The sequence below is a fragment of the Bradyrhizobium canariense genome, from assembly GCF_019402665.1.
GTDB lineage: Bacteria > Pseudomonadota > Alphaproteobacteria > Rhizobiales > Xanthobacteraceae > Bradyrhizobium > Bradyrhizobium canariense.
This window is the reverse complement of the sequence record NZ_VSST01000020.1, coordinates 81929-106631: the sequence shown is the minus strand read 5'-3', so window position 1 is coordinate 106631 and position 24703 is coordinate 81929. Positions and strand designations below refer to the sequence as shown.

Annotated in this window: 21 protein-coding genes and 1 tRNA gene; 6 read left to right on the top strand and 16 right to left on the bottom strand. The window is 63.4% G+C overall.

Annotation, left to right across the window (positions count from 1 at the left end; all coding sequences use genetic code 11):
- Positions 1-55: 55 nt before the first annotated feature.
- The 9 genes from FXB41_RS11225 to proB form a co-directional block, all read right to left on the bottom strand.
- Positions 56-559, bottom strand: a complete 504-nt coding sequence (locus tag FXB41_RS11225; RefSeq protein ID WP_007598900.1) for an RNA pyrophosphohydrolase — start codon at positions 557-559, stop codon at positions 56-58.
- Positions 560-634: 75 nt separating this feature from the next.
- Positions 635-1867: a divergent polysaccharide deacetylase family protein gene (locus FXB41_RS11220; RefSeq protein ID WP_007598901.1), complete on the bottom strand. Its 1233-nt coding sequence runs from the start codon at positions 1865-1867 to the stop codon at positions 635-637.
- Between the two features lie 143 nt (positions 1868-2010).
- Positions 2011-3366: a S41 family peptidase gene (locus FXB41_RS11215; RefSeq protein ID WP_007598902.1), complete on the bottom strand. Its 1356-nt coding sequence runs from the start codon at positions 3364-3366 to the stop codon at positions 2011-2013.
- Complete coding sequence (locus tag FXB41_RS11210; RefSeq protein ID WP_219681804.1) at positions 3363-4709, bottom strand: murein hydrolase activator EnvC family protein; 1347 nt, start codon at positions 4707-4709, stop codon at positions 3363-3365. Before FXB41_RS11210 ends, FXB41_RS11215 begins: the two co-directional genes overlap by 4 nt.
- Positions 4710-4742: 33 nt before the next feature.
- The gene (gene rlmH / locus FXB41_RS11205; RefSeq protein ID WP_007598905.1) at positions 4743-5225 is read right to left on the bottom strand and encodes a 23S rRNA (pseudouridine(1915)-N(3))-methyltransferase RlmH; all 483 of its coding nucleotides are present in this window, start codon (positions 5223-5225) and stop codon (positions 4743-4745) included.
- Positions 5226-5321: 96 nt separating this feature from the next.
- Positions 5322-5678 (bottom strand): ribosome silencing factor, encoded by a 357-nt coding sequence (rsfS, locus tag FXB41_RS11200; protein WP_007598906.1) that lies wholly within the window; start codon positions 5676-5678, stop codon positions 5322-5324.
- A 238-nt stretch (positions 5679-5916) separates the two neighbouring features.
- Entirely contained in the window at positions 5917-6561 is a 645-nt protein-coding gene (locus FXB41_RS11195) for a nicotinate-nucleotide adenylyltransferase (RefSeq protein WP_007598907.1), read from the bottom strand.
- 20 nt (positions 6562-6581) lie between these two features.
- Positions 6582-7877: a glutamate-5-semialdehyde dehydrogenase gene (locus FXB41_RS11190; protein WP_007598910.1), complete on the bottom strand. Its 1296-nt coding sequence runs from the start codon at positions 7875-7877 to the stop codon at positions 6582-6584.
- A 146-nt stretch (positions 7878-8023) separates the two neighbouring features.
- Entirely contained in the window at positions 8024-9145 is a 1122-nt protein-coding gene (gene proB / locus FXB41_RS11185; RefSeq protein WP_007598911.1) for a glutamate 5-kinase, read from the bottom strand.
- A 166-nt stretch (positions 9146-9311) separates the two neighbouring features.
- On the opposite strand from proB, the gene FXB41_RS11180 reads away from it, so the two are divergent.
- Positions 9312-10277, top strand: a complete 966-nt coding sequence (locus FXB41_RS11180; protein ID WP_219681803.1) for a Bug family tripartite tricarboxylate transporter substrate binding protein — start codon at positions 9312-9314, stop codon at positions 10275-10277.
- 132 nt (positions 10278-10409) lie between these two features.
- Here the strand turns inward: FXB41_RS11180 and FXB41_RS11175 are convergent, their stop codons facing one another.
- The 3 genes from FXB41_RS11175 to FXB41_RS11165 form a co-directional block, all read right to left on the bottom strand.
- A complete protein-coding gene (locus tag FXB41_RS11175; protein ID WP_007598913.1) occupies positions 10410-12044 on the bottom strand; it encodes an alkaline phosphatase family protein in 1635 nt (544 codons plus the stop codon).
- Positions 12045-12265: 221 nt separating this feature from the next.
- The gene (obgE, locus tag FXB41_RS11170) at positions 12266-13306 is read right to left on the bottom strand and encodes a GTPase ObgE (protein ID WP_219681802.1); all 1041 of its coding nucleotides are present in this window, start codon (positions 13304-13306) and stop codon (positions 12266-12268) included.
- A 101-nt stretch (positions 13307-13407) separates the two neighbouring features.
- Positions 13408-13887, bottom strand: coding sequence for a MaoC family dehydratase (locus FXB41_RS11165; RefSeq protein WP_219681801.1), 480 nt, complete (start codon positions 13885-13887; stop codon positions 13408-13410).
- A gap of 273 nt (positions 13888-14160) precedes the next feature.
- Here FXB41_RS11165 and FXB41_RS11160 point away from each other — a divergent pair, with 273 nt between their 5' ends.
- A complete protein-coding gene (locus tag FXB41_RS11160; protein WP_219681800.1) occupies positions 14161-15075 on the top strand; it encodes a DMT family transporter in 915 nt (304 codons plus the stop codon).
- Positions 15076-15244: 169 nt separating this feature from the next.
- Here FXB41_RS11160 and FXB41_RS11155 read toward each other — a convergent pair whose 3' ends face one another.
- The 3 genes from FXB41_RS11155 to rplU all read right to left on the bottom strand — a co-directional run bounded on the left by FXB41_RS11155 (position 15245) and on the right by rplU (position 16749).
- Positions 15245-15838, bottom strand: coding sequence for a GNAT family N-acetyltransferase (locus FXB41_RS11155; RefSeq protein WP_219681799.1), 594 nt, complete (start codon positions 15836-15838; stop codon positions 15245-15247).
- A gap of 154 nt (positions 15839-15992) precedes the next feature.
- The gene (gene rpmA, locus FXB41_RS11150) at positions 15993-16262 is read right to left on the bottom strand and encodes a 50S ribosomal protein L27 (protein WP_007598923.1); all 270 of its coding nucleotides are present in this window, start codon (positions 16260-16262) and stop codon (positions 15993-15995) included.
- A 97-nt stretch (positions 16263-16359) separates the two neighbouring features.
- Positions 16360-16749 (bottom strand): 50S ribosomal protein L21, encoded by a 390-nt coding sequence (gene rplU / locus FXB41_RS11145; RefSeq protein ID WP_007598925.1) that lies wholly within the window; start codon positions 16747-16749, stop codon positions 16360-16362.
- Between the two features lie 334 nt (positions 16750-17083).
- On the opposite strand from rplU, the gene FXB41_RS11140 reads away from it, so the two are divergent.
- From FXB41_RS11140 to FXB41_RS11125, 4 genes are all read left to right on the top strand, one after another.
- Positions 17084-18232: an ROK family protein gene (locus FXB41_RS11140; RefSeq protein ID WP_219681798.1), complete on the top strand. Its 1149-nt coding sequence runs from the start codon at positions 17084-17086 to the stop codon at positions 18230-18232.
- Between the two features lie 433 nt (positions 18233-18665).
- Positions 18666-18755: transfer RNA gene (locus FXB41_RS11135), tRNA-Ser, on the top strand.
- A 370-nt stretch (positions 18756-19125) separates the two neighbouring features.
- A complete protein-coding gene (locus tag FXB41_RS11130) occupies positions 19126-20736 on the top strand; it encodes a site-specific integrase (protein WP_219681797.1) in 1611 nt (536 codons plus the stop codon).
- 243 nt (positions 20737-20979) lie between these two features.
- On the top strand, positions 20980-22242 hold the full coding sequence (locus FXB41_RS11125) for a DNA methyltransferase (protein ID WP_219681796.1): 1263 nt from the start codon (positions 20980-20982) through the stop codon (positions 22240-22242).
- Here the strand turns inward: FXB41_RS11125 and FXB41_RS11120 are convergent.
- Complete coding sequence (locus tag FXB41_RS11120; protein WP_219681795.1) at positions 22160-24694, bottom strand: hypothetical protein; 2535 nt, start codon at positions 24692-24694, stop codon at positions 22160-22162. The genes FXB41_RS11125 and FXB41_RS11120 overlap by 83 nt on opposite strands.
- Positions 24695-24703: the final 9 nt, after the last annotated feature.

Here is a 24703-nt window from a genome sequence, read left to right as displayed (position 1 = left end):
CTCTCGTCGTCATTCCAGGCGATGCATTAGCATCAAGCTGGAATGGCGACTTGAACTAATCCCGCGCCAGCGCGGAAAATTCCTTCACCACCCGCTCGTAGACTGGACGCTTGAACGGGATGATCAGCCCGGTCAGGTTCTTCATCGGTTCCCAGCGCCAGCTCACGAACTCGGCCTTGTGGCCGCCGCCGGGCTTTTCGACGTTGATCTCGCTGTCCTTGCCGGTGAAGCGGACCGCGAACCATTTCTGGCGCTGGCCGCGGTAGCGGCCCTTCCAGGCGCGCCCGGCAACCGTGCGCGGAATGTCGTAAGTGAGCCAGTCCGGAACCTCGCCGAGCCGCTCGACCGAGCGCACGCTGGTCTCCTCATAGAGCTCGCGCTTGGCGGCCTCCCAATTATCCTCGCCGGGATCGACGCCGCCCTGCGGCATCTGCCAGACATGGGTGTCGTCGACATGCTCGATGCCACCGGCGCGGCGGCCGATGAACACCAGTCCGTCCTTGTTGAGCAACATCACGCCGACGCAGGTCCGGTAGGGCAGATCCTCGTAACGCGCCATTCCGCCAGACCTCTCGCATGCCGTCGGTAAGGCTGAAGCAGGCCCCGCGGGCCTGTGCCGTACCAATCCGTTGATTTAGCTGGATTTTGATTTCAGCATCGCGGTTGTCAATGGCACCAAAAGGATACCTCGGTCGCCCAATGTCTTGGTCCAGACGCCAATGCGCTCGATCGAGACCGGGAGGGCGGAGGCGGTGCCTACGGCCACGCCGCGCTCGCGCGCCGCCGCTTCGAGCTTGGTCAGGGCGCGGTCGATCTCGGCCGGGGTCGGCACTGCGTCGATCGCGATATCGCCCTTGCCGAACGGCATCGCCAGGCTGCCGGCGGCCTGCGGTGCGATGCTGCGGGGCGATGAGCCGTCGTCGAAGAAGCCGAGGCCGCGCCTGGCCGCCTCGCGAATGATCGGCTGCATCGCCGGCTCCGTTGCGATGAAGCGGGCGCCCATGAAATTGGTGAGGCCGGCATAGCCCTGCATCCGGCTCAGATGCCAGTACAGGCGGTCCATGTTCTGGTCGGCGCTCAGCGAAGTCAGCAGCGTCTGCGGTCCCGGATCGTTGTCTGGGAAGTCGTAGGGCTCCATCGGAATCTGGAGGAAGATCTCGTGGCGCTGGGCGCGGGCGCGCTCGGCGAGTTTTCCTGGATCGGACCCATAAGGCGTGAAGGCCAGCGTCACCGCCGGTGGCAGCCGCATGATGGCATCGGTGGTCTTGGCGGCGCCGACGCCGAGGCCGCCGATCAGGATCGCGACCACCGGCATCTTGGCGGCCTTGGAGCGATCGGCATCCGCCGCATAGACGTTGAACGGCTTCAGATCCCCGGACATCGCCGGGATCATGCCGTAGCGCGATTTCTCAAGGAGTTTTGGGTCGATCCCGGCCATGACGGGCGGCGGTGCGGAGGCCGAGGCCGCCTCGCTTTTGCCGGCGGCATCGCCGCCGATCACCACGTCGTGGCGGGTGCCGGTGGAACCGTCGATCATGGTGACGGTCTTCTGCTCGCCCGCCTGCTTCGGTGCGTCCCTGGTCTCTTGCTTGCTTTCCTGCTTGCTGTCCTGGCCGTGGCTGGCGGCGGCCGGCTTGTCGTCGCCGGTCTTGTCTGCGGCACTGGGCTCGCGGATCGCGAGCCGCGTCATCGGCTCGCCGCCGAGCGGATCCTTGTTGAAGATGGCGAAGCCGGCAAAGGTGACCAGGAACAGGCCGAGCAGGACTGCGAGCAGCTGCATGGCGGTGAACGGCAGCCGCAGCCGGCGTTTCCGGCGCGGCTTGTCCCGTCCGAGCGGGGCGCTCAGATCATCGGCCGTTTCAGTCATGCGCGATCCCGAATCACTCGAGACGACGATACCACGCCGAGGTCAAGCGGCGGCAGGCCGGGATAGGCCGGGGATATCAGGAGTTCCAAGCAAAAAGGGCGGCTCCGGGAGCCGCCCTTTTCGTCAGATCGCGATGCGCCGACTTAGTTCGCCGCTTTGGGCTTGTCGGTCGTGGCCTTGTCGCCGCCCGGGGTGGGCGCCGCGGAGGCGCTGTTCTTGATGCCGTGGAGCAAATCGTCGGCGAGCTTGAGCGCCTTGTCGTCCTTGGCGTCCGGCGGAACGTAGGACTGCGAGCCGGTCTTCTCGTCGCCGTCGTTCTTGAGATGGCCGCGCAGCGAAGCTTCGCCCTTGGTGTCGGTGCGCGACTTCAGCTCGTCCGGCACGTCCTGCAGCACTTCGATGTCGGGCACGATGCCCTTGGCCTGGATCGACTTGCCCGACGGCGTGTAGTAGCGCGCCGTGGTCAGACGCAGCGCGCCGTTGCCGGAGCCGAGCGGAATGATGGTCTGCACCGAGCCCTTGCCGAACGAACGCGTGCCGACGATGGTCGCGCGCTTGTGGTCCTGCAGCGCGCCGGCGACGATCTCCGACGCCGAAGCCGAGCCGCCGTTGACCAGCACAATGACCGGCTTGCCCTTGGTGAGGTCGCCCGTATGCGCGGTACGGCGCTGGGTCTCCTCGGCATTACGGCCGCGGGTCGAGACGATCTCGCCCTTCTCCAGGAAGGAGTCGGAGACGGTGACCGCTTCCTCGAGCAGCCCGCCCGGGTTGTTGCGGAGGTCGATGACGTAGCCCTTCAGCTTGTCGCCGATCTGATTCGAGAGGTTGGCGACCTCGCGCTTCAGGCCTTCGGTGGTCTGCTCGTTGAAGGTGGTGATGCGGATATAGGCGATGTCGTCGGCCTCGATGCGGGCGCGCACCGAACGGACGCGGATGTTGTCGCGCACCAGCGTGACGTCGATCGGATTGTCCTGGCCCTTGCGGATGATCTTGAGCTTGATCTTGGTGTTGACGGGGCCGCGCATCTTCTCGACTGCCTGGTTCAGGGTCAGCCCCTGCACCGCTTCGTCGTCGAGATTGGTGATGATGTCGTTGGCCATGACGCCGGCGCGCGAGGCCGGGGTGTCGTCGATCGGCGAGACCACCTTGATCAGGCCGTCTTCCATCGTGACTTCGATGCCGAGGCCGCCGAACTCACCGCGGGTCTGCACCTGCATGTCGCGGAAGCTCTTGGCGTCCATGTAGCTCGAATGCGGATCGAGACCGGTGAGCATGCCGCTGATCGCGGATTCGATCAGCTTGGTGTCGTCGGGCTTCTCGACATAGTCCGAGCGCACGCGCTCGAAGACGTCGCCGAACAAATTGAGCTGGCGATAGGTGTCCGCGGTGGCGGCTCGCGCGCTGGAGCCCATGAAGACTGCGCGCGGTTGCGTCACGAACAGCGTCAGCGCCGCACCGGTGGCCGCGCTGAGGAGGATAACTGAAGTCTTGCGCATCATCCGCGAACCTTCTCGCCTTCATTTGCGGCCCACCATGGGCCTGGATCGATTGGAGTGCCGTCTTTGCGGAACTCGACATAGAGCACAGGTTGACTCGCGTTCGTGGCGAGAATGGAGGCGACTTGAGAAGTCGACCCCATGGTCGCGACAGGCTCCCCCGTGAGCACAAACTGACCGATGTTGACCGAAATGCGCTCCATCCCGGCGATCAGCACATGATACCCGCCCCCGGCATTGAGGATCAAGAGTTGTCCATAGCTGCGGAAGGGGCCGGCATAGACTACCCAGCCATCACACGGCGTCGTGACCTGGGAGCCGGGCCGGGTCGCCAGCGAAATGCCCTTCTGGACCCCGCCGAGCCCGTCCGAACCGCCGAAATCCCTGATCTTGTTACCGTTAACCGGAAGAGGCAGCAGGCCCTTGGCCGCAGCGAAGGCCATCGCAGGGGTGGTCCGGGAACGATCCTTGAAAGCGCCAGGGCCGGTCTTGGCGCTGGCGGCCGCGTTTGCAGCGGCCTTTGCCTCGGCCTGCTTGGCGGCCTCAGCCGCCTTCTCGGCCGCCTTGGCGGCACTTTGCAGATCCTGCTCCATCTTGGCGATCAGCCCCTGGAGATCGCCGACCTGTCGTGAGAGCGCGACGGCGCGCGCATTCTCGGCGTCGAGGTCCTTTTCGCGCGACGCCTGCTGGCGCTGCCGCTCGTCGACCAGAGCTGCGAGCCGGGTCTGGTCGTTGCGGACCTTGTCGCGGTCGGAGGCAAGCTGGTCGCGCTCGGTCGCGATGGTCTTGCGCAAGGCCACGAGCTCGCCGAGCTCGCTTGCGATCTTCTCGGCGCGCCCGCGCAATTCCGGCACCACGGCACCGAGCAGCATCGCCGTGCGCAGCGATTGCAGGGCATCCTCGGGCCTTACCAACAGCGCCGGCGGCGTCCGCCTTCCGGCGCGCTGCAAGGCCGCCAGCACCTCGACGATGTCGGCGCGGCGCGAATCGAGCGAGCTGCGCATCGCCTGCTCGCGGCCGTTCAGCGATCGCAGCCGCGCTTCGGCTTCGTCGATCTTGGTCTCGACGGTGCGCACATTGGCGGCGGTGTCGATCAACTGTTGATTGAGCTGGGTGCGGTCCTGGCCGAGCGAGGTGATCTCGGCCTTGAGCTTGGCCTGCGCTTCCTCCGCGCTCTTCTTGCTGGCGCGCGCGGCTTCGAGCTCCTGCTCGCGCTGCTTGATCGCATCGGGCGCGACGGCCGCAGTCTGCGGTGCAGGCGTCTGAGCTTGCGCAAGGCTTGCGCCCAAAATACTTGCGCCGGTCATGCCGGCGATCAGCAGCAGGTTGAGGACAGGCGCTCGCATCGCTTTAGGCAAAGGTGCTCGTTGTGGCGCGGATCACGCGCGGTGATAGGGGTGGCCGGCCAGAATGGTGGCGGCCCGATAAAGCTGTTCCAGAAGCATGACGCGGACCATTTGATGCGGCCAGGTCGCAGAGCCGAACGCGATCGCGAGCTTGGCCTTACGGCGCAATTCGGGCGAAAGTCCGTCCGCCCCTCCGATCATGAAGATAGTGTGACCGGCACCCTCGTCGCGCCAGCGGCCGAGATGCCGTGCGAATACGGTCGAATCCAGATTCTGGCCGCGCTCGTCCAGCGCCACCAGAACCGATTTTTCGGGAATATGCGCCGAGATCGCCGCGGCCTCTTCGGCCATCCGCGTCGCGGTATCGCGCGCACGGCTTTCGGGCAATTCGTGGATGGCGAGCTCGCGGAATCCGAGCTTGCGGCCGGCCTCGTCGAACCGCTCGAAATAGCGGTCGGCAAGCTCCCGTTCGGGGCCCTGCTTCAGCCGGCCCACCGCAATGACGGCTATGCGCATAATATGTTCAGGGTCGCGTTTTCTGGACCGCGCGCGATATGCGCGCGCACGACGCTAGCATGCGCGTCAGCCGATTCGAAATCGGCCAGCAGCCTCTCAGATCGCCTTCGCCGCCCCTGGGCCCTGCGTGTACAATCTCTCGAGACTGTAGAACTCGCGGACCTCGGGTCTGAACACGTGCACGATCACATCGCCGGAATCGATCAGCACCCAGTCGCAATTGGGCAAGCCCTCGACGTGGATGTTCTTGATGCCGTTTTCCTTGAGGCCTTTGGCGACGTTCTCCGCGATCGCGCCGACGTGCCGGTTCACCCGGCCGGTCGTGACGATCATGTAGTCGGAGTAGGCCGATTTGCCGCGAAGGTCGATGGTAACCGTCTCTTCCGCCTTCATGTCGTCGAGGCGGGAGAGGATCAGGCTCAGCGTCTTGTCGGCGTCGGGTTGCGCCTTCAAGGCCGCAGCTTTGGTCGATGTTTTACGCGTCGGCTTGGCAACCTTGGGTAAAACAGACTTCGGTGAAGCCGTCTTGGGTGATGCTGTCTTGGACAATACAGATGTGGTCAGGGACCATTCCTTTCACTGTATCGCGAACGCCGAATCCGGCGCTCACTGGTTACACTACATCATGTGGGGTTAAGGGTTTCAATATGCCAGAGAGCCGAAGGCCGCATGGCGTTCGCACAAATCCGACTCACTTCGTACCTTTCCAGCTTCCGTCCGGGTTCCGTAAGCCGGTCGACGAGAGATTCAGCTTCATACCGGTCAGGAATACCCAGGCCGGGGCGGCCCGATCGGCAAGCAATGGCGCCTCATTCTCCGGCAAGCGGTAGCGCCTGAGCGCCTGGGCGGCGGGAGAGGCGAGGGCACGAAAGCTCTGCGGCGGGCGATCGATGACCGCGATCGGCACCTGACCGGCGATGCGCCGCCAGTGCTGCCAACGATGGAATTGAGCGAGGTTGTCGGCGCCCATGATCCAGACAAAGCGCAAGCCCGAGAGGCGGCGGCGCAAGGTGTTGATCGTGTCGATAGTATAGCGCGTGCGAATGACGGATTCGAGACAGCTCACCTCGATCCTGGGGTCGTCGGCCACGTCGCGCGCCGCCTGCATGCGCTCGCCGAGCTCGTGCAACGCGCCGTTCTCCTTCAGCGGATTGCCTGGCGTCACCAGCCACCACACGCGATCGAGCTGGAGACGTTTCAGCGCGAACTGGCTGATCGCGCGATGGGCCTGGTGCGGCGGATTGAACGAGCCGCCGAGCAGGCCGATGCGCATGCCCGAAGTGTGGCTTGGTATGGCCTGCGCGAAGAAACGTGGCGCGACGAAATTGTTGCTCAATGCCCCGCGCCCTGCGTCGTCTACGGCCGCGTCTGCCCGGTGCCGTGAACGCGATATTTGAAGCTCGTCAGCTGCTCGGCGCCAACCGGGCCGCGGGCATGGAATCTGCCGGTGGCGATGCCGATCTCGGCGCCGAAGCCGAACTCGCCGCCGTCGGCGAACTGCGTCGAGACGTTGTGCAGCACGATCGCGGAATCGACCTCGCTCAGGAATTTCTTCGCAGCGGTCTCATCGGCGCTCACGATCGCATCGGTATGGTGCGAGCCGTGGTTCTGGATATGCGCAATCGCGCCGTCGACGCCGTCCACCACCTTCGCTGCGATGATCGCATCGAGATATTCAGTGTCCCAATCGTCCGCGCTCGCGGGTTTGACGCGGGCATCGGTCTTTTGCACGGCGTCGTCGCCGCGCACTTCGCAGCCGGCCTCGATCAGCATCTCGATCAGCGGCTTCAGGTTTTTACCGGCAGCAGCGCGATCAACCAGCAGCGTCTCGGCGGCGCCGCAGACGCCGGTGCGCCGCATCTTGGCGTTGAGCACGATCGATTTCGCCATGGCGAGGTCGGCGCTGCCGTCGACGTAGACGTGATTGACGCCTTCGAGATGCGCGAACACCGGCACGCGCGCTTCCTGCTCGACGCGCGCGACGAGGCTCTTGCCTCCGCGCGGCACGATCACGTCGACGGCGCCGTTCAACCCCGACAGCATCTGGCCGACCGCCGCACGGTCGCGGGTCGGCACCAGCGTGATCGCGGCCTCGGGGAGGCCCGCTTCGCGCAGGCCCTGCACCAGGCATTCGTGGATCGCGCGGCAGGAGCGGAAACTGTCGGAGCCGCCGCGCAGGATCACGGCATTGCCGGACTTCAGGCACAGCACGCCGGCGTCCGCCGCAACGTTTGGCCGGCTCTCAAAGATCACGCCGACGACGCCGAGCGGCACGCGCACGCGCTCGATGGTCATGCCATTCGGCCGTTGCCAACTCTCGGTGACGATGCCGACCGGATCGGCAATGCCGCGCACGATGCCGATGCCCTCGGCCATGCCCTCGACCCGCGCCGGCGTCAGCGTCAGGCGGTCGATGAAGGACGAGGTGGCGTTGCCGGAGGCGCGGGCCTCGGTGACGTCCTCGGCATTGGCAGCAAGGATCGTAGCTGCATTGTTGCGGATCGCCCGCTCCATGGCCTCGAGCGCCCGGTTCTTCTGCTCCGGCGGCGCCAGCGCGAGCACGCGCGCGGCAGCGCGGGCACGGGTACCGAGATCGGTCATCAGCGCCTGAAGATCGGCATTGCCGTCGACGGCTTTGAGGGGGGCGGCCATGGGGAGTTCAACCTTCTGCTAAGGCGGTGTCCTAGCACGGAAATCCCGCTTTTGCGAAGGGCGGGACGGGTATGGCAGGTCTCCCCGGCCGCACCGGGCTAGGTCTTTGGCCTACCAACTTCCTCGGAAAAGGACCGCTGCGGCCGCTACCCGCCCATCACCAGATCATCGCGGTGGATCATCTCGGACCTCCCGCTGATCCCGAGAATCGCCATCACATCCGGGGAGGAGCGGCCCTTGATCCGCTCGGCATCGTCGACGTCGTAGGCGATCAGGCCGCGGCCGACTTCGCTGGTGTCGGGGCCGCGCACGATCACGGCGTCGCCGCGGGCGAACTGGCCCTCGACCTTGATCACGCCGGCCGGCAGCAGGCTGGCGCCGGCGCGCAGCGCCGCGACCGCGCCGGCGTCGATGGTCAGCGTGCCCTTCGGCTCCAGCGAGCCCGCGATCCAGCGTTTTCGCGACGTAATGGGATTGGCCGGCGTCAGGAACCAGGTGCAGCGGCCGCCATCGGCGACCGCTTGAAGGGGATGCTCGATCTTGCCCGAGGCGATCAGCATATGCGTGCCGCCGGTGGTCGCGATTTTTGCGGCTTCGACCTTGGTGCGCATGCCGCCGCGCGAGAGCTCGGACTCGGCGTCGCCTGCAACGGCCTCGATCTCCGAGGAGATGCTGTCGACGACGGGAATGAGCTTGGCGTTCGGGTTGTTCTTCGGCGGGGCGTCGTAGAGCCCGTCGATGTCGGACAACAGCACCAGCAGGTCCGCGCTCGCCATGGTGGCGACGCGCGCGGCGAGGCGGTCGTTGTCGCCGTAGCGGATCTCGTTGGTGGCGACCGTGTCGTTCTCGTTGATCACGGGGATCGCGCGCCACTCCAGGAGCTTGCCGATGGTGGAGCGCGCGTTGAGATAGCGGCGGCGCTCCTCGGTGTCCTGCAGCGTCACCAGGATCTGGCCGGCGCCGATGCCGTGGGCGCCAAGCACCTCCGACCATATCCGCGCCAGCGCGATCTGACCGACGGCAGCGGCCGCCTGGCTCTCCTCCAGCTTCAGCGGGCCGCGCGGCAGTTTCAGGCGGCTGCGGCCGAGCGCGATCGAGCCGGAGGACACGACGAGCACGTCACGTCCCTCGCGATGCAGCTTGGCCATGTCGTCGGCGAGCGCGGCAAGCCAGGACGCCCGCACCTCGCCCTTGTCGGAATCGACCAGCAGCGCGGAGCCGACCTTGACGACGATGCGGCGGAATTGACTGAGTTCGGGGCTGGCCATCTATGTATGTGGTGTGTGTATGTGCTGGAGAGCGGCGCCGGTAAGGCCTGCTTTTGCAGCAGGACGATGGCCGGCGCAAGGCGGCAGGCCCGGTAAACGGCGCTTGTCCGGAGCGCCCGTCTGGCTCTAACTGTCGCCAACCATAATGGGCTCAAAGAGGAAACCAATGGATCGCCGCAACTTCATCGCCGGATGCCTCGGGTTGCCGTTGTTGGCGCAGGTGGGCGGTTCGCAAGCACAGACCGGGCTGACAAAAATGATCTTCCCGTTCGCGGCGGGAGCGGGTGGCGACACGCTGTGCCGGCTGATCGCACAGGAGATGGCGCCGGGGCTGCAGCGGACCATCGTGGTCGAGAACCGCACCGGCGGAGACGGCCTGATCGGCATCAAGGCGGTGAAAGGGGGCAGCCCCGACGGCAGTATGGTGCTGGTGACCACCGGGCCCACGATGTACCTGCTGCCGATGGTGGAGACGACCCCGAGCTTCGACACCGCAAGAGATTTCGTCCCGGTCTCGCTGCTGGCGCGGTTTGAGTTCGCCGTCGTGATCAGCCCGACGATCGATGCCGCGGATTTCAGGGGATTCGTCGCCTGGCTGAAGGCGCATCCGGACAAGGCATCGTTCGGCGTGCCGAGCAACGGCACCATCCCGCATTTCATGGGCTCCAAGCTCGAGAAGGATCTCGGCATCCCCATGACGCGCGTGCCCTATCGCGGCAGCGCGCCCATCCTCAACGACATCATCGGCGGTCACATCTCCTTCGGCATCGTCACTTTGGCCGATGCGCTGCCGCAGCATCGCGCCAAGGGCGTGAAGATCATCGCGGTCGCGAGCGCGGAACGTTCGCCCTTTGCTTCGGAGGTGCCGACCTTGAAGGAGAGCGGCATCGATCTCGTCGCGGAGGCCTGGTACGGCATGTGGCTTCCCGCCGGCAGCTCGCCGGAATTCGCGAGCAAGCTCGGCGCGGCCGCAAGCGCCGCGCTCGCCAAGCCCGAGGTGAAGGAAAAGCTCACCGCGATCGGGCTCATTCCGGTCGGCAGCAGCGCGGAAGGTCTGACCAAGGAGCTCGCAGCCAACACCGCGTTCTGGCAGCCGATCGTGAAGGCGACGGGGTACAAGATCGAGAATTGACCCGAGCGCTTCACTCTCTCCTCATCCTGAGGAGCGCGCTCTTGCGCGCGTCTCGAAGGATGAAAGGCCCGACTGCCGCAGCGGGGCCTGCATGGTTCGAGACGGCGCTTCGCGCCTCCTCACCATGAGGTCTTAGAGCTTCGCGCGTTGCGCGATGCCGTCCTTGATCGACGCCAGCTCCGCTTCGTCCCAGATGCCGATCAAAATCCCGCCCTTCACCTGGAGCTGGTTGTCGGCATAGGCCGCGATCTTCTCGCGCGGTGTTGTGATGTGGTCGTTGGGATGTAGCGCCCAGTCGAACAATTCCGCCTGTAGTCGCGCGATGATGCCGGCGCACTCAGGATCGTCGCCGCGATCCAGAAACTCTTCCGGATCGGTTTCGAGGTCATACAGCATCGGGCGGAAGCCTGAGGCGTGAATGTATTTCCAGCGGCCGTCGAACACCATGAACAGGCGGCAGCGTTCGATCGGCTGGTTCAGCTTCAGCCGCACGTCCTGCATGACATAGTCGTATTCGGAGAACGCCACCTTGCGCCAATCGGGCGGGCTCTCGCCGCGCATCAGCGGCAGCAGCGAGCGTCCCTCGAGGATATGGCCCGGCACCTTGCCGCCGAAATAATCCACGAAGGTCGGCGCGAGATCGATGGCTTCGACCAGCGCATCGTTGCGCGTGCCGCGCGTCGCATCCGCCTCCTTCGAAGGGTCTATGATGATGAGCGGGATCTTCGCCGACTGCTCGTGGAACAGGTCCTTCTCGCCCATCCAGTGATCGCCGAGATAGTCGCCGTGATCGGAGGTGAACACGATCATGGTGGTGTCCAGCAGATCGCGCTCCTCCAGGAATTTCATCAGCACGCCCATCTGGTCGTCGATCTGGGTGATCAGGCCCATATAGGTCGGGATCACCTTCTCGCGGGCATCGTCGCGCGCCATGTTGCGGGAGTAGCGCATGTCCATATAGGCGCCGAACACCGGATGCGGGTTCTGGCGCTCGCGCTCGGAGCGGATCACCGGGATCATGTCCGATGTCGAATACATGCTGGCGTAAGGTTCGGGCGCGATGTAGGGCCAGTGCGGCTTGATGTAGGACAGATGCAGGCACCACGGCCTGCCGTCGGTCTCGGCCTCGCTGATGAAGTCCATCGCGCGCCGCGTCATGTAGGGCGTCTCGGAATGCTCGTCCGGCACGCGCGCGGCCTTGTCGGCATGCACGAGCAGCCAGCCGTTCTGGAGCGAACCGTCCTCGGCCGCGCCTGAATTGGCCCAATGTTCCCAGGGATTGGGCGCATCAAAGCCCTGCTGGCGCAGATACTCGTCGTATTTCGGGCGCGGCCGCCCCGTGGGATGCAGGCCGTCGTCGCGCTCATAAGGCTCGAACCCGCATTCGGCGACGTGCACGCCGATCATCGATTCCGGCGGGATGCCGAGCGCCTTCATGCCTTCGAGATCGGGCGCCATGTGGGTCTTGCCGACCAGCACGTTGCGCACGCCGAGCTTGTTGAGGTGATCGCCGAGGGTGGGCTCGCCGACGCGCAACGGCCAGCCGTTCCAGTGCGAGCCGTGCGAACGCATGTAGCGCCCGGTGTAGAACGACATCCGCGAGGGGCCGCAGATCGGCGACTGCACATAGGCCTTGCTGAACAGCACGCCGCGCTTCGCCATGGCGTCGATGTTCGGCGTCTTCAGCGTGGGATGGCCGGTGCAGCCGAGATAGTCATAGCGAAGCTGGTCGCACATGATCCAGAGAACGTTCTTCGCGCGCGCCATGAATCATCCCTGCCGTTTCTTGATTGGCCGATGCTGCGCTATCGAGGGCGCGAAGACAAGCAGGGGGTCCGATTCCGCTGCGTCACAAGCAACGAACCTCATCCTGAGGAGCCCGCGACAAGCGGGCGTCTCGAAGGATGGCCACGGGCGAGAGCCGGGCCTTCATGGTTCGAGACGCGCGTTCCGCGCTCCTCACCATGAGGGTCTTCAAGCCGGATTGTTCAAACCGACCAAGGCTCCGCTTCGGCCGCGCTCTTGGCTTTCGCCGAGACCGGGCTCTCGCCGATCACATCCGCCAGAGCGCGCAGCGCTTCCTGCACGCCATCGCCGGTGGCGGCGGAGAGCAGCAGCGGGGTCTTTTTGGCGGCGCGCTTCAGCCGGTCCTTCTGCTTCTTCAACTCGTCCGGCTCGACCGCGTCGATCTTGTTCAGCGCGACGATCTCGATCTTGTCGGTGAGCTGCCCGGCATAGGCGTCCAGCTCGGTTCGTACCGTCTTATAGGCCTTGCCGGCGTGCTCGCAGGTCGCATCGATGAGATGCAGCAGCACGCGGCAGCGCTCGACATGGGCGAGGAAGCGGTCGCCGAGACCGACGCCTTCATGCGCGCCCTCGATCAGGCCGGGGATATCAGCCAGCACGAACTCGCGGCCGTCGGCATTCACGACGCCAAGCTGCGGATGCAGCGTGGTGAAGGGATAGTCGGCGATCTTCGGCTTGGCCGCGCTGACCTTGGCGAGGAAGGTCGATTTGCCGGCATTGGGCAGGCCGACGAGGCCGGCATCCGCGATCAGCTTCAGCCGCAGCCAGATCCAGCGCTCCTCGCCGGGCTGGCCGGGATTGGCATTGCGCGGCGCACGGTTGGTCGAGGTCTTGAAATGCGCGTTGCCGAAGCCGCCATTGCCGCCTTCGGCCAGCACGAATTTTTCGCCCACAGTCGTGAAATCGTGGATCATGGTCTCGCGATCTTCATCGAAGATCTGCGTGCCCAAGGGGACCTTCAGCACGATCGACTTGCCGTTGGCGCCGTGGCGGTCCGAGCCCGAGCCGTTCTCGCCCTTCTGGGCCTTGAAGTGCTGCTGGTAGCGATAGTCGATCAGCGTGTTCAGGCCGTCGGCGACCTCGATGATGACATTGCCGCCGCGGCCGCCATTGCCGCCGGAGGGGCCACCGAATTCAATGAATTTTTCGCGGCGGAACGCCACGCAGCCGTTTCCGCCGTCGCCGGAGCGGATATAGACCTTTGCTTCGTCTAGGAATTTCATGGGCCATAGGTAGGCCAGCCGGTCCCGCGCGGCAACCCGGATAGACCCGCAAATCGGCCGAAACCCGGCGATTTGTGGCCTTGCTTAACCACAGGATGACGTCAGAGCGGCCGGCGCCGGATCAGGAATTTCTGCGTGCCCTCCAGCACCAGCTCCTTGCGCTGGTTGAACACGGTGCTTTTGAGCGTCACCGCGCCGGTCGAGCGTCCCGGCACCAGCTCGGTGACCTCGAGCGCGGGATAGATTGTGTCGTCGGCGAACACCGGCTTGAGGAACCGGCTCGATTGCTCGAGGAAGCCGACCAGGGAGTCCTCGACCATGAACGGAAACAGGCCTGCGCCGGGTGCGGTGTGGATCAGCGTCTGGAAACCGTGGGCGAGCAGATGCGGCATGCCGCGGCTGCGGCAATACTCCACGTCGTAATGGACCGGATGAGTATCGCCGCTTGCGGTCTGGAACGCCGCGAACACGGCCGTCGTCTGCGTGCGGCTCGGCAGCACGAAGCGTTCGCCGACCACGAAATCCTCAAACCAGCGTTGCGCGGGGATCATGCGATGCCGGGCCGGGTCGAAGTCGGTCATGGCTAAGCTCTTTCCTGGCTCTTTCGTTCGGTGTCGCCTATCGCTACCGCGACGCGAAGAGTGCGGCAATCCGTTCAATTCGGCTTGCGCGGGCTTGTCGCGGGCGCTCACGTCATTAAAACGACCGCAAGCGACTCCGGTCGCCATTCCGACGCTCTCTCCGCTCGTCATTGCGAGCGAAGCGAAGCAAATCCAGACTGTCTCCGTGGCAACAGTCTGGATTGCTTCGTCGCAAGAGCTCCTCGCAATGACGAGTTTCCACGAACGACAGCAATGCCCCTCTTCAAGAATCTCTCGGCCTATGACGAACGCTCGGCGCGCCTCGCCGGGATCGCACTCATGGTGCTGTCGATCTTCATGTTCTCGTTCGGCGACGCCATGGGCAAGTTCCTGGTCGGGACTTATTCGGTGGGGCAGCTGCTGCTCCTGCGCGCCTGCGCAGCGCTGCTGCTGCTGTCGCCGCTGGTCTGGCGGCAGCGTCACCAGTTCCTGCAGCTGGAGCGGCCGGGCCTCCAGCTCTTTCGCGTCGTGCTGTCGACGCTGGAAGTGGCGGCCTTCTTCCTTGCGACGGTCTACCTGCCGCTCGCCGACGTCATTACCTATTATCTCGCCGGGCCCATTTTCGTCACGGCGATGTCGGCGATCTTTCTCGGCGAGAAGGTCGGCTGGCGGCGCTGGACGGCGATCCTGATCGGCTTCTGCGGCGTGCTGATCGCGCTGCGGCCGTCGGCACAGACGGTGAGCCTGCCGGCGCTGATCGCGCTTGGCGGCAGTCTTTCCTTCGCAACGCTGATGCTGATCACGCGCAGCCTGCGCAAGACGCCCGATATCGTGATGGCGTCGTCGCAATTCGTCGGCACGTTCTTGCTGGGTGCGGTGCTGTCGGCGTTCCACTGGGTGCCGCCGACACCGGGCAGCCTCGTGATCTTCGCGCTGGCGGGATGCGTCTCGGTCACGGCGCTGTTCTGCGTCAACCGCTCGCTCAAGCTCGCGCCGGCCAGCGTCGTCGTGCCCTATCAATATTCGATGATCGTCTGGGCGGTGATCTTCGGCTTCGTCGTGTTCGGCGACGTGCCCGAAATCGCCACCATCGTCGGCGCCGCCATCATCATCGGCGCCGGATTCTATATTTACTTGCGTGAGCGCGATCTCGGGCGTGGGGACGCGGATGTGAATCCGCCGGCGTAATCACAGTCATCGGCGTCGTCCTGGACAAGCGGAGCGCAGATCCAGGACCCATTACCCCAGGGAGGAGTTTGATGAAGATTCGTGGTTGATAGTTCGCGCCACGACTTCACCCTGGGGTAATGGGTCCTGGCTTCCGCCAGGACGACGATTGTGATTGAGGCGCCTCCGCCTACCTCACCCTCCGCGCACTGCTCCAGCTCTTCAGCGACGCCCACACACTGCGTGACAGGCGGAAGCAGTCGACGGGCGTGGACGAGCCCAGCGCCAGGAAGCGATGCAGCTGGACGCCGCTCCACTGGAAGCCGCACTTCTCCAGGACGTTGCGCGAGGCCGGGTTGGTGACGCGCGCGCCTGCATAGAGATGATCGTCCTCGAACTCCTCGAAGAAGAAGTCGATTGCGCCGCGCGCGGCCTCGGTGGCAAAGCCGCGGCCCCAATGCTCGACGCCGAGCCAATAGCCGAGCTCCGCATTGTCGGGTGTCGAGCGGTCGATGCCGACCATGCCGATGGGGCCGCTGTCATGCTCGATCAGGAACACCGTCTCGCCGCCGGGCGCGGCGGTGGCGCGGACGAAGGCGACGGCGTCGTCCTGCAAATAGGGATGCGGGAGGCGCCTGGTGTTTTCGGCGACACGGCGGTCGTTGGCGAGGAGGGCGATGGTCCTGACGTCGGCGAGGGTCGGCCGCCGCAAGGTCAGCCGCTCGGTGGCGACGACGCTGGGTCTCGCCTCCCGCAAGGTCACGCTCGAAAAGTCCTGCAACATGTCCGGCTCCGTCGAAGTCACTCAGTGAAAAATGAGCACGCAAACGAAAGGGGAGGCCGGTTTCCCGCCTCCCCTGGAGCCTTCGATCTCTAGGATCTCAAGGACTCCGCCGGTTCGGTCTGGGACCCGGCGGACTCCAAATTTGATCCACCGTCTATTCAGCCGCCTCTGCGAGCGGGAGCACCGAGATGAAGGTGCGGCCGTTGGCTTTGGCCTGGAACGTTACGCGACCCTCGACCTTGGCGAACAAGGTGTGGTCCGTGCCCATGCCGACATTAAGGCCGGGATGCCAGGTGGTGCCGCGCTGACGCGCAATGATGTTGCCGGGAATCACAACTTCCCCGCCGAACGCCTTGATACCGAGGCGCTTGCCCTTGGAATCGCGACCGTTGCGCGATGAACCGCCTGCTTTTTTGTGAGCCATGGCTCGTCTCCGAAATTCTACGTATGTCTAGATCAATTCCTTGACGGAATCATTTCACAATTTCTCACGCATCAATTCGTGATGGCGCGTGATCAAATTATGCGGCGGCCTCTTCGGTGGTCGTTTCCTTGACGACCTTTTCCCGCTTCGGACGCGGCCCCTTGGTGGGCTTGGCGCCGTCCGTCAGGATCTCCGAGATGCGCAGCACGGTGATCTCGTCGCGATAGCCGCGCTTGCGGCGCGAGTTCTTGCGGCGGCGCTTCTTGAAAGCGATGACCTTGGGACCGCGCTTGTGGTCGAGCACCTCGACCGCGACGGAGGCGCCTGCGACCGTGGGCAGACCCAGGATCGGCGTGTCGCCGCCGACCAGGAGAACTTCATTGAGCTGCACGATCGAGCCGACTTCGCCTTCGATCTTGCCTACTTCCAGGACATCATCCGGAACGACGCGGTACTGCCGGCCGCCGGTTTTGATGACTGCGAACATCGTTGTTTTCCTTCGTGTTCATTCCCGGCCTCGCGACATATCGTCGGGGCCGGCTTTTTGTCAGTCGTTATGGGTTTATGCGAGTTTTGTGCGGGCGGGAGTTATCCCTTTGAAAACCCACGCAAAAACAAGCGGCGCGAGAAACGCCCCGCGCCGGTTGCGGGATTTATAGCCGCTGACAGCACGGAGTCAAGGAAAAGCCGGCGAAAACGGGCCGGATTTGAAGCATTTGGGCCCGATCCGGCCCCGCAGGCGAATTTCGGCCCGCGCGGCAACCAACAGGTTCCCCCGCCGTTGTCCCCGCGAATTCAGTCAGACGGGCAAGGGGCTTACCATGGCAACGGACGAGCTGGTCAAGACGACGACGGGCATCGCCACCCACGGCGCGGAGCGGTTGCCGTCGGTGGACATCGACAGCTTCAACATCGAGATGAAGGACGAGGACGGGTTTCTCGGCGACCGCGCCAGCAAGGGCGCGTTTCGCGAGATCCTCGATCGCTGGCGCAAGCCGCTGCGCAAGACCGGCGAGGACCCTTTCGGCAAGGAGCCGTCGGATGAGATCAGCAAGAAGACGCTGGACGCCATCCTGGTCGGCGACGACACCGAGGCCTCCGCGCTGGTGCACAGCGCGATCGAGGACTTTGCCCAGGAGCTCGCCTATGTCACCCGCCGTTTCCTCAAGTCCAAGGCCTGGGCCAAGACCGAGCGCATCGTGGTCGGCGGCGGTTTCCGCGATTCCCGGCTGGGCGAGCTCGCGATCGCGCGCGCGGAGATCATCCTCAAATCCGAGGACTTCAAGATCGACATGATGCCGATCCGCCATCACCCCGACGAAGCCGGCCTGATCGGCGCGCTGCATCTGGCGCCGTCCTGGATCTTCGAGGCCCATGACAGCATCCTCGCCGTCGATATCGGCGGCACCAACATCCGCTGCGGCCTGGTGGAGACCAGCTGGAAAAAGGCAAAAGACCTGTCGAAAGCCAAGGTCGTGAAGTCCGAGCTGTGGCGCCATGCCGACGACGAGCCGACGCGCGAAGGCGCGGTGAAGCGGCTCACCAAGATGCTGAAGGGGCTGATCACCGAGGCCGAGAAGGAAGGCTACAAGCTGGCGCCGTTCATCGGCATTGCCTGTCCCGGCGTGATCAACGCGGACGGCTCGATCGAGAAAGGCGCGCAGAATCTGCCGGGCAATTGGGAGAGCAGCAAGTTCAACCTGCCGGCGAGCCTGCTCGAGGGCATCCCTTCCATCGGCGAGCATGATACCGCGATCCTGATGCACAATGACGGCGTGGTTCAGGGCCTCTCCGAGGTGCCGTTCATGCAGGACGTCGATCGCTGGGGCGTGCTCACCATCGGCACCGGCCTCGGCAATGCCCGCTTCACCAATCGCCGCAAGGACAACGGCCAAGGCAAAGGTAACGGCAAAGATAATGGCAAAGACCGGGAGTCTACGGAGAACGGGAAGAAAAAAGGCAAAGAATGACAAAGAATGACAAGGAGTAACCTTGTCTGGTTAGGTTAAGAAACGGATTGCGTTGCGGTGCACGGGTTACACGCTACGGTGGAACCGTCGCCTCACCTGGCCGGCGAAGCCGCCCTTCCCAGCCAGTATTTCAATGAGCGGCACGGGACCGCCAGTGTTTACCGCGTCTGGCGGTCCCACCCCTTTTTCAGCGCATAATGAATGAGACGGGCCTCGTGCCCCGATAAAGGTGCGTTCCCTCCCCCCTTGTGGGGGAGGGCCAGGGAGGGGGGTAGCCCAGGAAAAGGTGCCGGTTATTGATTGCGCGGCGAGAAACAGAGCGGAAGCGGTGAAACGGGCAGCGGATTTTCCCCTTTCGCGCCTTGTCTGGCCCGCCATCCTCGCCTATTAACGCCCGAACCACAGGGGCCCTGCTCCTTACTTGGCGCCTTCAGGAGAGGTGGCAGAGTGGTCGAATGCACCGCACTCGAAATGCGGCATAGGTGCAAGCCTATCGGGGGTTCGAATCCCTCCCTCTCCGCCAGTTAAATTCGCCCTATCCGCCACTTTTTGGATCCGCAAAACCTCGGAAAACAACGTCTCCGGCCTGCCAGAGTGTGCAAGTGTCGAAGCGTGTATCCCCCAATGTAGTCCACGAAGTAGTCCGCCATGACAGAGCATCCGAGCGCCTAGCGCGCTGGCCCAGAGGGCCGGGGCGGGCGCCGACCTATTTGGTGCGTCGGCTTTCCACCTATTTCTTCCAGATCCGCCCCCCCTCAAACCTTGCAGCCGGCCTGCCGTCATGCGCTCCTATTCGGGTGCGACTTGGGGTGCTTCCGCATCGCGAGGCGCAGCGGCGGGCGTCTTGGCTGGGCGCGCTGGCGCAAACCGGTTTCAGCCAATGGAGAGGTGGGGTGAATACTCACACCGAGACCGAGATTTCGAGCAGCGACGTCGGGTTTCCGAGGGGCGATAGCCCTGAGGAATTCCTCACGAACATGCTCGCGTTCCTCGAAACCGCAGCGGCCAAGATCGCCAAGCCCCCTCCGTGGCCGGATTTTTCGCCTGACGCCCTGCGCGATATCGCCGCGATCCAAGATGCGGTGTTGATCGAAAAGGAGGTCGGCAAAGGTGAAGCGGGAAATCCGACGGTCGTGGCCCGCGCCGGCCTGTTGCGCCAAGACGTCTGGAATCGTTGGCGCGCTGGCGTTGGAATCGCACCTGGCGGTGAGCCGCTTTCAGACGTGCTCGGCAAGCTCACCGAAGTAGCCGATCGTCAACTTGCATTTCTGGAACAGAGCTCGGCCACGTCGACAAGCCGGTCTGCAAGGTCGCGCGACTTCAGGCCGACGAAGCCGGAACAGTCGCGGGCGCACGTTCCGCCAAACGTCGAAACATCGTCCGCGCCAAAGTTTAGCGAACTGGAAGACCAATATTTCGAGCTTCGAAAGGCTGGGGGAGCATCCGACAGCGCCATCAGCACTGGCCGGATGCGTGCGGCCACATTCAAAGCGCTTGTCGGAGATCGACCGATCGATTGCTACCTGCCAATTGATCTTCAGAATTTCGTCAACGAGCTTCAGTATGTCCCGCTTGAGCTTTCGCGTGAGGGCGAAAATACGGAAGAGCTGCGACAGATGGGGATCCTTGCGGCGATCGCAAAGAATAAAGCGGAAAGCTGCTACGAGCCGCTCGCGCTGAAAACCATCCAAGACGGATATGTGCAGACGGTTCGAGCGATCATCAACGGTGCGGTAGGATTGCATCGGCTTCGCAACCCATTCGAAGGCTATAGGGTGCGATGGCCGGACAACGCCAAACCTTCAGTAAAGCGCGAGGCCCTCGACTACGAAAAAGTCGACAAAGTCTTCAGACTGGGGGTCGACAGCGGCTATTTGGACGACGCGATGTTGGGGCCCCTGTGCCTTCTCTCTTCGCGTCGGATAGGAATCCTTCCGTTTATCCGAGGCAGCGATTTTGACCGTAAACACGGCGTAGACATCGTGCGCGTAAACGGCATCGTCTACGACAAAGAGAAAGGTATGTACAAGCGGATCGGGTTCAAGACGGAGGCGAGTCTGCGCTTTTTCGTGTTGCATGACTTTTTCCGCCGCATCGGTTTTGTCGATTGGGCGGCCGAGCAGGGCGATGACTTTATCTTCCGCCTACTCGCGTCCACATCCGATCCCGGCGACGTAGCATCGAAGCGCGTCAACCGGCTTCTCAAGAAAGCCGGCGCCATCGGCATGAACGTTGAGGTGGCGCACTCCCTTCGGCACGGCGCTAAGGACATGTTCATCGAGGAAGAAGTCGATGACGAAGCCACACGACTGCAGATGGGCCATGAGGCAAACGATGTTCATGGCAACTATGGCCAGCAGTCTGCCCTGCGTCGTAAGCAGTGCCAAGAGTTGGCTCATTTCGATCTGCCGAAGGAAATCGATTGGTCGATGTTCGAGGGCCTCGATTTCGAAATGATGGCATCCAAGCAACGGATTGTGGGGCGTCCAAAACAAGGGCGGTGAACAACCATATGCAAATGCGAGGTCTTTTTGACGATCCGCGGGCAGAAGCCAGCAATCACACCAAGATTTGTCCCTCAGCCATGTCGGCAAGCCGTGACGGATGAGATCCAGGGGCTGGAATCTAAAGCGCTACCGAGGTGTTTCCCTTGCGACTCCGACCCGTTCAACGGGTTCGGTTAGGATGGCATTAACCATGTCTGGTGTTCATGGTTACCGATGTATATATCGCGGAACAATCGCCTCGTGCAGTTGCCGGACGATGCGCAGGACGCATTGATCGCGGCCGCGCGCTCTTCAGCGCCGGTCCGTGGCCTGACCCACGGCTTCTATAAATACCCCGCTCGCTTCTCACCCGTTTTCGCCCGCGCAGCCATTCAGGCATTCACGAGTCCAGGCGATCTCGTGCTCGATCCTCATGTCGGTGGTGGTACGACGCTCGTCGAAGCGCTCGCCGCAGGGCGCGAAGGCATGGGCGTCGATATCAGCACACTCGCGGAATTTGTTTCGACCGTGAAGTGCAGGATCTATTCGGAAGCCGAGCTTGACCGGCTCGAATGGTGGTCCGACCGCGTGGCGAACGCAGTGGACATCCACCGGCCTTCGATAGCGCTGACCGACTATGAAGAACTCGGCTATTACAAGCACCTGGATCATCCGGATCGCTGGCGCATGCGCAAAGCGATTGAGCAATCGATCGCGAGCGCGATGAAGCTGGGTACGCCGCGGCTAGTGTCATTCGGCCGATGCGTCGTGTTGCGGTCGGCGCAATGGGCGCTAGACGGTAGGAGCAAGCAGGCGACTATCGAAGACTTCCGCCGGGTCCTTACAGAAACATCGAAAGACATGCTGCAGGGCGCTCGCGAGCTGCGGGCAGCCGTGAAAGCAAACGGGCGTCATGGCGTGACGGTCCTTCGGCGGAGCACCGCCGGCATTGAGCATGATGACGATGTTCGCGGCATGCGCGCGCCGCGGCTCGTGGTTACGTCACCCCCATATCCCGGGGTCCATGTCCTATACCACCGTTGGCAGGTGGATGGGCGCAAGGAAACACCACTGCCATTCATGATCGCTAACAAGCTCGACGGTTCCGGCGCGAGCTACTACACGATGGGGGATCGGAAGAACCCGCGCCTCGACAACTACTTTGCGAACATCAAGGCCTCGATGTCGTCCGTGGCAGCGATCGCAAACAAAGATACCGTTGTCGTACAGATGATCGCGTTCTCTGACGCTCGAAAACAGCTTCCCCGCTATCTAGAAGCGATGGAAGCGTGCGGCCTCACGGAAATGATGCTGCCGGTCCTAAAAGAGGAAGCCGACGGTAGGCTTTGGCGCAGCGTACCGGGTCGCCGCTGGTACAGCATGCAGCGTGGCGAAACCCCTGGTTCGCAAGAGCTCGTGCTATTCCATCGGAAGGCGACGGTCAGCCCGTCGCAGCTTCAAGTCCATCGAGGTCATCCCCTTCCGACAAATCCTGCTGCCCGAGGCCAGTCAGCGCGAGCATAAACGGCGCCAAAGCGCGCGTAGTCTCTTCGATGCGGGATTCGATTGACGGCGTTCCTTCCGCATCCTTCGGCTTAGGCGTCTGCCGGTCCTGAAGCAGCATCGACAACCCGACCAAGACGTTCGCGTACAAGAATTGATTCCGCGCCGTCATGTCCTCCAGCTTGCGCTGCTTGATCTCGTTCAAGAGCGGCGTGTTGTCCATGTTGATCTTGAACTCGTAGATTTCGCTTTCGTTCTCGTCGTTTTCGTAGCCAGCAATGTCAACACGCATTGCGGTCCATTCGGTGAAGGGAGGGTTCTGCCCCTCCCACTCCTCGCGAAAGACGCGCTTGATGGCCGGTGTCGAGAGCTGCCGCGGTGCCTCGCGGTCGTTGCCGGGGGTCTTCTGCGGAGGCTTTCGCGTGCCGCCACCGCCTGATTGCGTCTCGGTCGCGGGCTTAACGGTCGCCTCAATGACGTTCTCGAACGTGCTGTGCGGGTCGTCGGTGCGAGCGATGAGCTTAATTACATCGCCGATCTCGGCATCGTCCGGCAGGTTCGCCGTCACCGTCGCGATGCCGCTCTTCAGGTTCGGCCCGACGTATGAGCAGTCCTGCTGGTCGCCCTTCTTGTCCACGTACACCAGAGAGAAATTGCCGCGTTCGATACGACGCTGGAAGTAGTCGTCGCGCGCGTCGGTCTCGAACGTGAACTTCATGCGGTGATTGATCGGCGCGATGCGCTTGAACAGCTTGCCGTATTCCACGTTCTTAATTTTGAAGAACGTCGGGTAGATCTCGCCCTTGAACGGCTCCTCGGGGTGGCTGGACACCATCACAGTATTGAACGGAGCAGAGATGCGCTGACCGAGCTGCAAGAGCTGGGTGAGGTTGGGCGAGCTCTTGATTAGATTTTGCAGCACGTCGTTGAGCGGGCGATCGTCCTTCAATTGCTCGGACACGCGCTCCTGCTGCCGCTTATTGCGGAGTTGCTTCAGCGCTTCGTCAGTCTTCAGCGCCTGATCGAGCGAATCGATCAAGTCAGCCTTGAACGCGATGTCGGCGAGCCGATCGCGTGAAGGCATGAAGAGATCCTCGCGAACGTCCGGGCTCATCTGGTCGCAGTCAACGAAGACCAGCATGTCCTCGGCGAGCGGCTTCAGCTTCAACGTGTCGCGCTTGAAATAGTCGCGCGGCAAGCTGCCCTGCGTCTGTCCGTTACGGACGAACACGACGCCCTCACGCTTGCGGTATGACTTGATGCCGCCAAGCTTCTTGCGGTCCTTGCCCTCTTCTTCCTCGTCGTCGCGCTCCGTGCCTTCCGGCTTGAACACGAACACGTCCGCGATCAGCTTCTCGCCCCGAGGAGAGAAGTTGAGGGTGATCGGGAAGCCGGTCTCAACGTTCTCGTTATCGATCAGGCGACGGCGCAAGCCGACCAGCGTGGTCTCCCGGCTGCCCTTGGGCAGCACCTTGCCGGCAGCGTTCTTGCGGAACTCGTGCAGCCGGACGGGGAGCGCAACCTCGGGGAGCAAAAGCTCGAGACGGCGCAGAATGACCCGCTTGCCGAAGATGATGTTCGAGCGCTCGCCGATGTACTGGTACTCGTAGAGCTTGATGGCCGTACCGAAGGGGGCCTCGCGGCCGAAAGGCTCGTCGTCGTTCGGGAAGATCGGCATCGTAGCAGCCGAGAACGCCAGAACATCGCCATTGCGGGGCTCGTGCGCCGTTCCCACGCCGACCGGCGCCAGGTAGGTGAAGATCGAGTTCTTACGGCCGTCGGTAGCTTCCGACGCACGCTCGCGGCGCACGATGGTGAACCCCCACTGCTTGTCGACGTCCTCCGGGTCTGGTCCGATCAGCGCCGGGTTGCGGCGACTGATGACTAGCTGAAGGTTCCGTTGCCCGCAGAAGCGAAGCGCACCAGCGCCGCCTTGATTGAACTGCCCCTGGACGAACTTGACGTACATCTTGTTCGACCGGCTGAGCGACAAAATGGTGCTCGGCAGGCGGCGAGGGCTTTGGCCTTCGCCAACGTCGGCGATCGTGAGGTTCAGCGTGGGGCGCGTTCCTGTCGCCGTGAGGGTGATGCCCTGCGCCACATTGCGAATGCGCTCGTCGGTCCAGTTCTCGATGAGGCCGCTGGTCTGCTTCTTGCCGGGCTCCTCAAAGAAGGCCGCGACAGCGGCAGGAATGCTCTGCGGGGCATCCTTGCTCTTGGGATCTATGCCGCGCATCCAGCATTCGTTGATGAGACGCGCATCAACGGAGTTGACGATTTTCTCGGCAAGCGCCGCCTCGGCGAGGCTTTGCTGGTTGCCGCCGGTGCCCCAGTTATTCTCCAGGTCCCCGTAATTCCGCCAGAGCTCGGGCTTGTCCCAATACTCCGCGTTCTTCAACACCGTGATCGCTTCGTCCTCGGTCTCGGCGTGAAGAAGTGCGAGGCAAAGGTCCCGAATCTGGCCGTTCGTCATATGCTACAA

Bases quoted from the DNA above. Each gene is read 5' to 3' on its own strand.
- FXB41_RS11120 (WP_219681795.1), bottom strand. From the start codon at position 24,694: ATGACGAACGGCCAGATTCGGGACCTTTGCCTCGCACTTCTTCACGCC.
- FXB41_RS11190 (WP_007598910.1), bottom strand. From the start codon at position 7,877: ATGGCCGCCCCCCTCAAAGCCGTCGACGGCAATGCCGATCTTCAGGCG.
- FXB41_RS11210 (WP_219681804.1), bottom strand. From the start codon at position 4,709: ATGCGAGCGCCTGTCCTCAACCTGCTGCTGATCGCCGGCATGACCGGC.
- FXB41_RS11140 (WP_219681798.1), top strand. From the start codon at position 17,084: ATGGCAACGGACGAGCTGGTCAAGACGACGACGGGCATCGCCACCCAC.
- proB (WP_007598911.1), bottom strand. From the start codon at position 9,145: ATGGCCAGCCCCGAACTCAGTCAATTCCGCCGCATCGTCGTCAAGGTC.
- rpmA (WP_007598923.1), bottom strand. From the start codon at position 16,262: ATGGCTCACAAAAAAGCAGGCGGTTCATCGCGCAACGGTCGCGATTCC.
- FXB41_RS11180 (WP_219681803.1), top strand. From the start codon at position 9,312: ATGGATCGCCGCAACTTCATCGCCGGATGCCTCGGGTTGCCGTTGTTG.
- FXB41_RS11215 (WP_007598902.1), bottom strand. From the start codon at position 3,366: ATGATGCGCAAGACTTCAGTTATCCTCCTCAGCGCGGCCACCGGTGCG.
- FXB41_RS11220 (WP_007598901.1), bottom strand. From the start codon at position 1,867: ATGACTGAAACGGCCGATGATCTGAGCGCCCCGCTCGGACGGGACAAG.
- rplU (WP_007598925.1), bottom strand. From the start codon at position 16,749: ATGTTCGCAGTCATCAAAACCGGCGGCCGGCAGTACCGCGTCGTTCCG.
- rlmH (WP_007598905.1), bottom strand. From the start codon at position 5,225: ATGCGCATAGCCGTCATTGCGGTGGGCCGGCTGAAGCAGGGCCCCGAA.
- FXB41_RS11175 (WP_007598913.1), bottom strand. From the start codon at position 12,044: ATGGCGCGCGCGAAGAACGTTCTCTGGATCATGTGCGACCAGCTTCGC.
- FXB41_RS11165 (WP_219681801.1), bottom strand. From the start codon at position 13,887: ATGACCGACTTCGACCCGGCCCGGCATCGCATGATCCCCGCGCAACGC.
- obgE (WP_219681802.1), bottom strand. From the start codon at position 13,306: ATGAAATTCCTAGACGAAGCAAAGGTCTATATCCGCTCCGGCGACGGC.
- FXB41_RS11160 (WP_219681800.1), top strand. From the start codon at position 14,161: ATGCCCCTCTTCAAGAATCTCTCGGCCTATGACGAACGCTCGGCGCGC.
- FXB41_RS11225 (WP_007598900.1), bottom strand. From the start codon at position 559: ATGGCGCGTTACGAGGATCTGCCCTACCGGACCTGCGTCGGCGTGATG.
- FXB41_RS11155 (WP_219681799.1), bottom strand. From the start codon at position 15,838: ATGTTGCAGGACTTTTCGAGCGTGACCTTGCGGGAGGCGAGACCCAGC.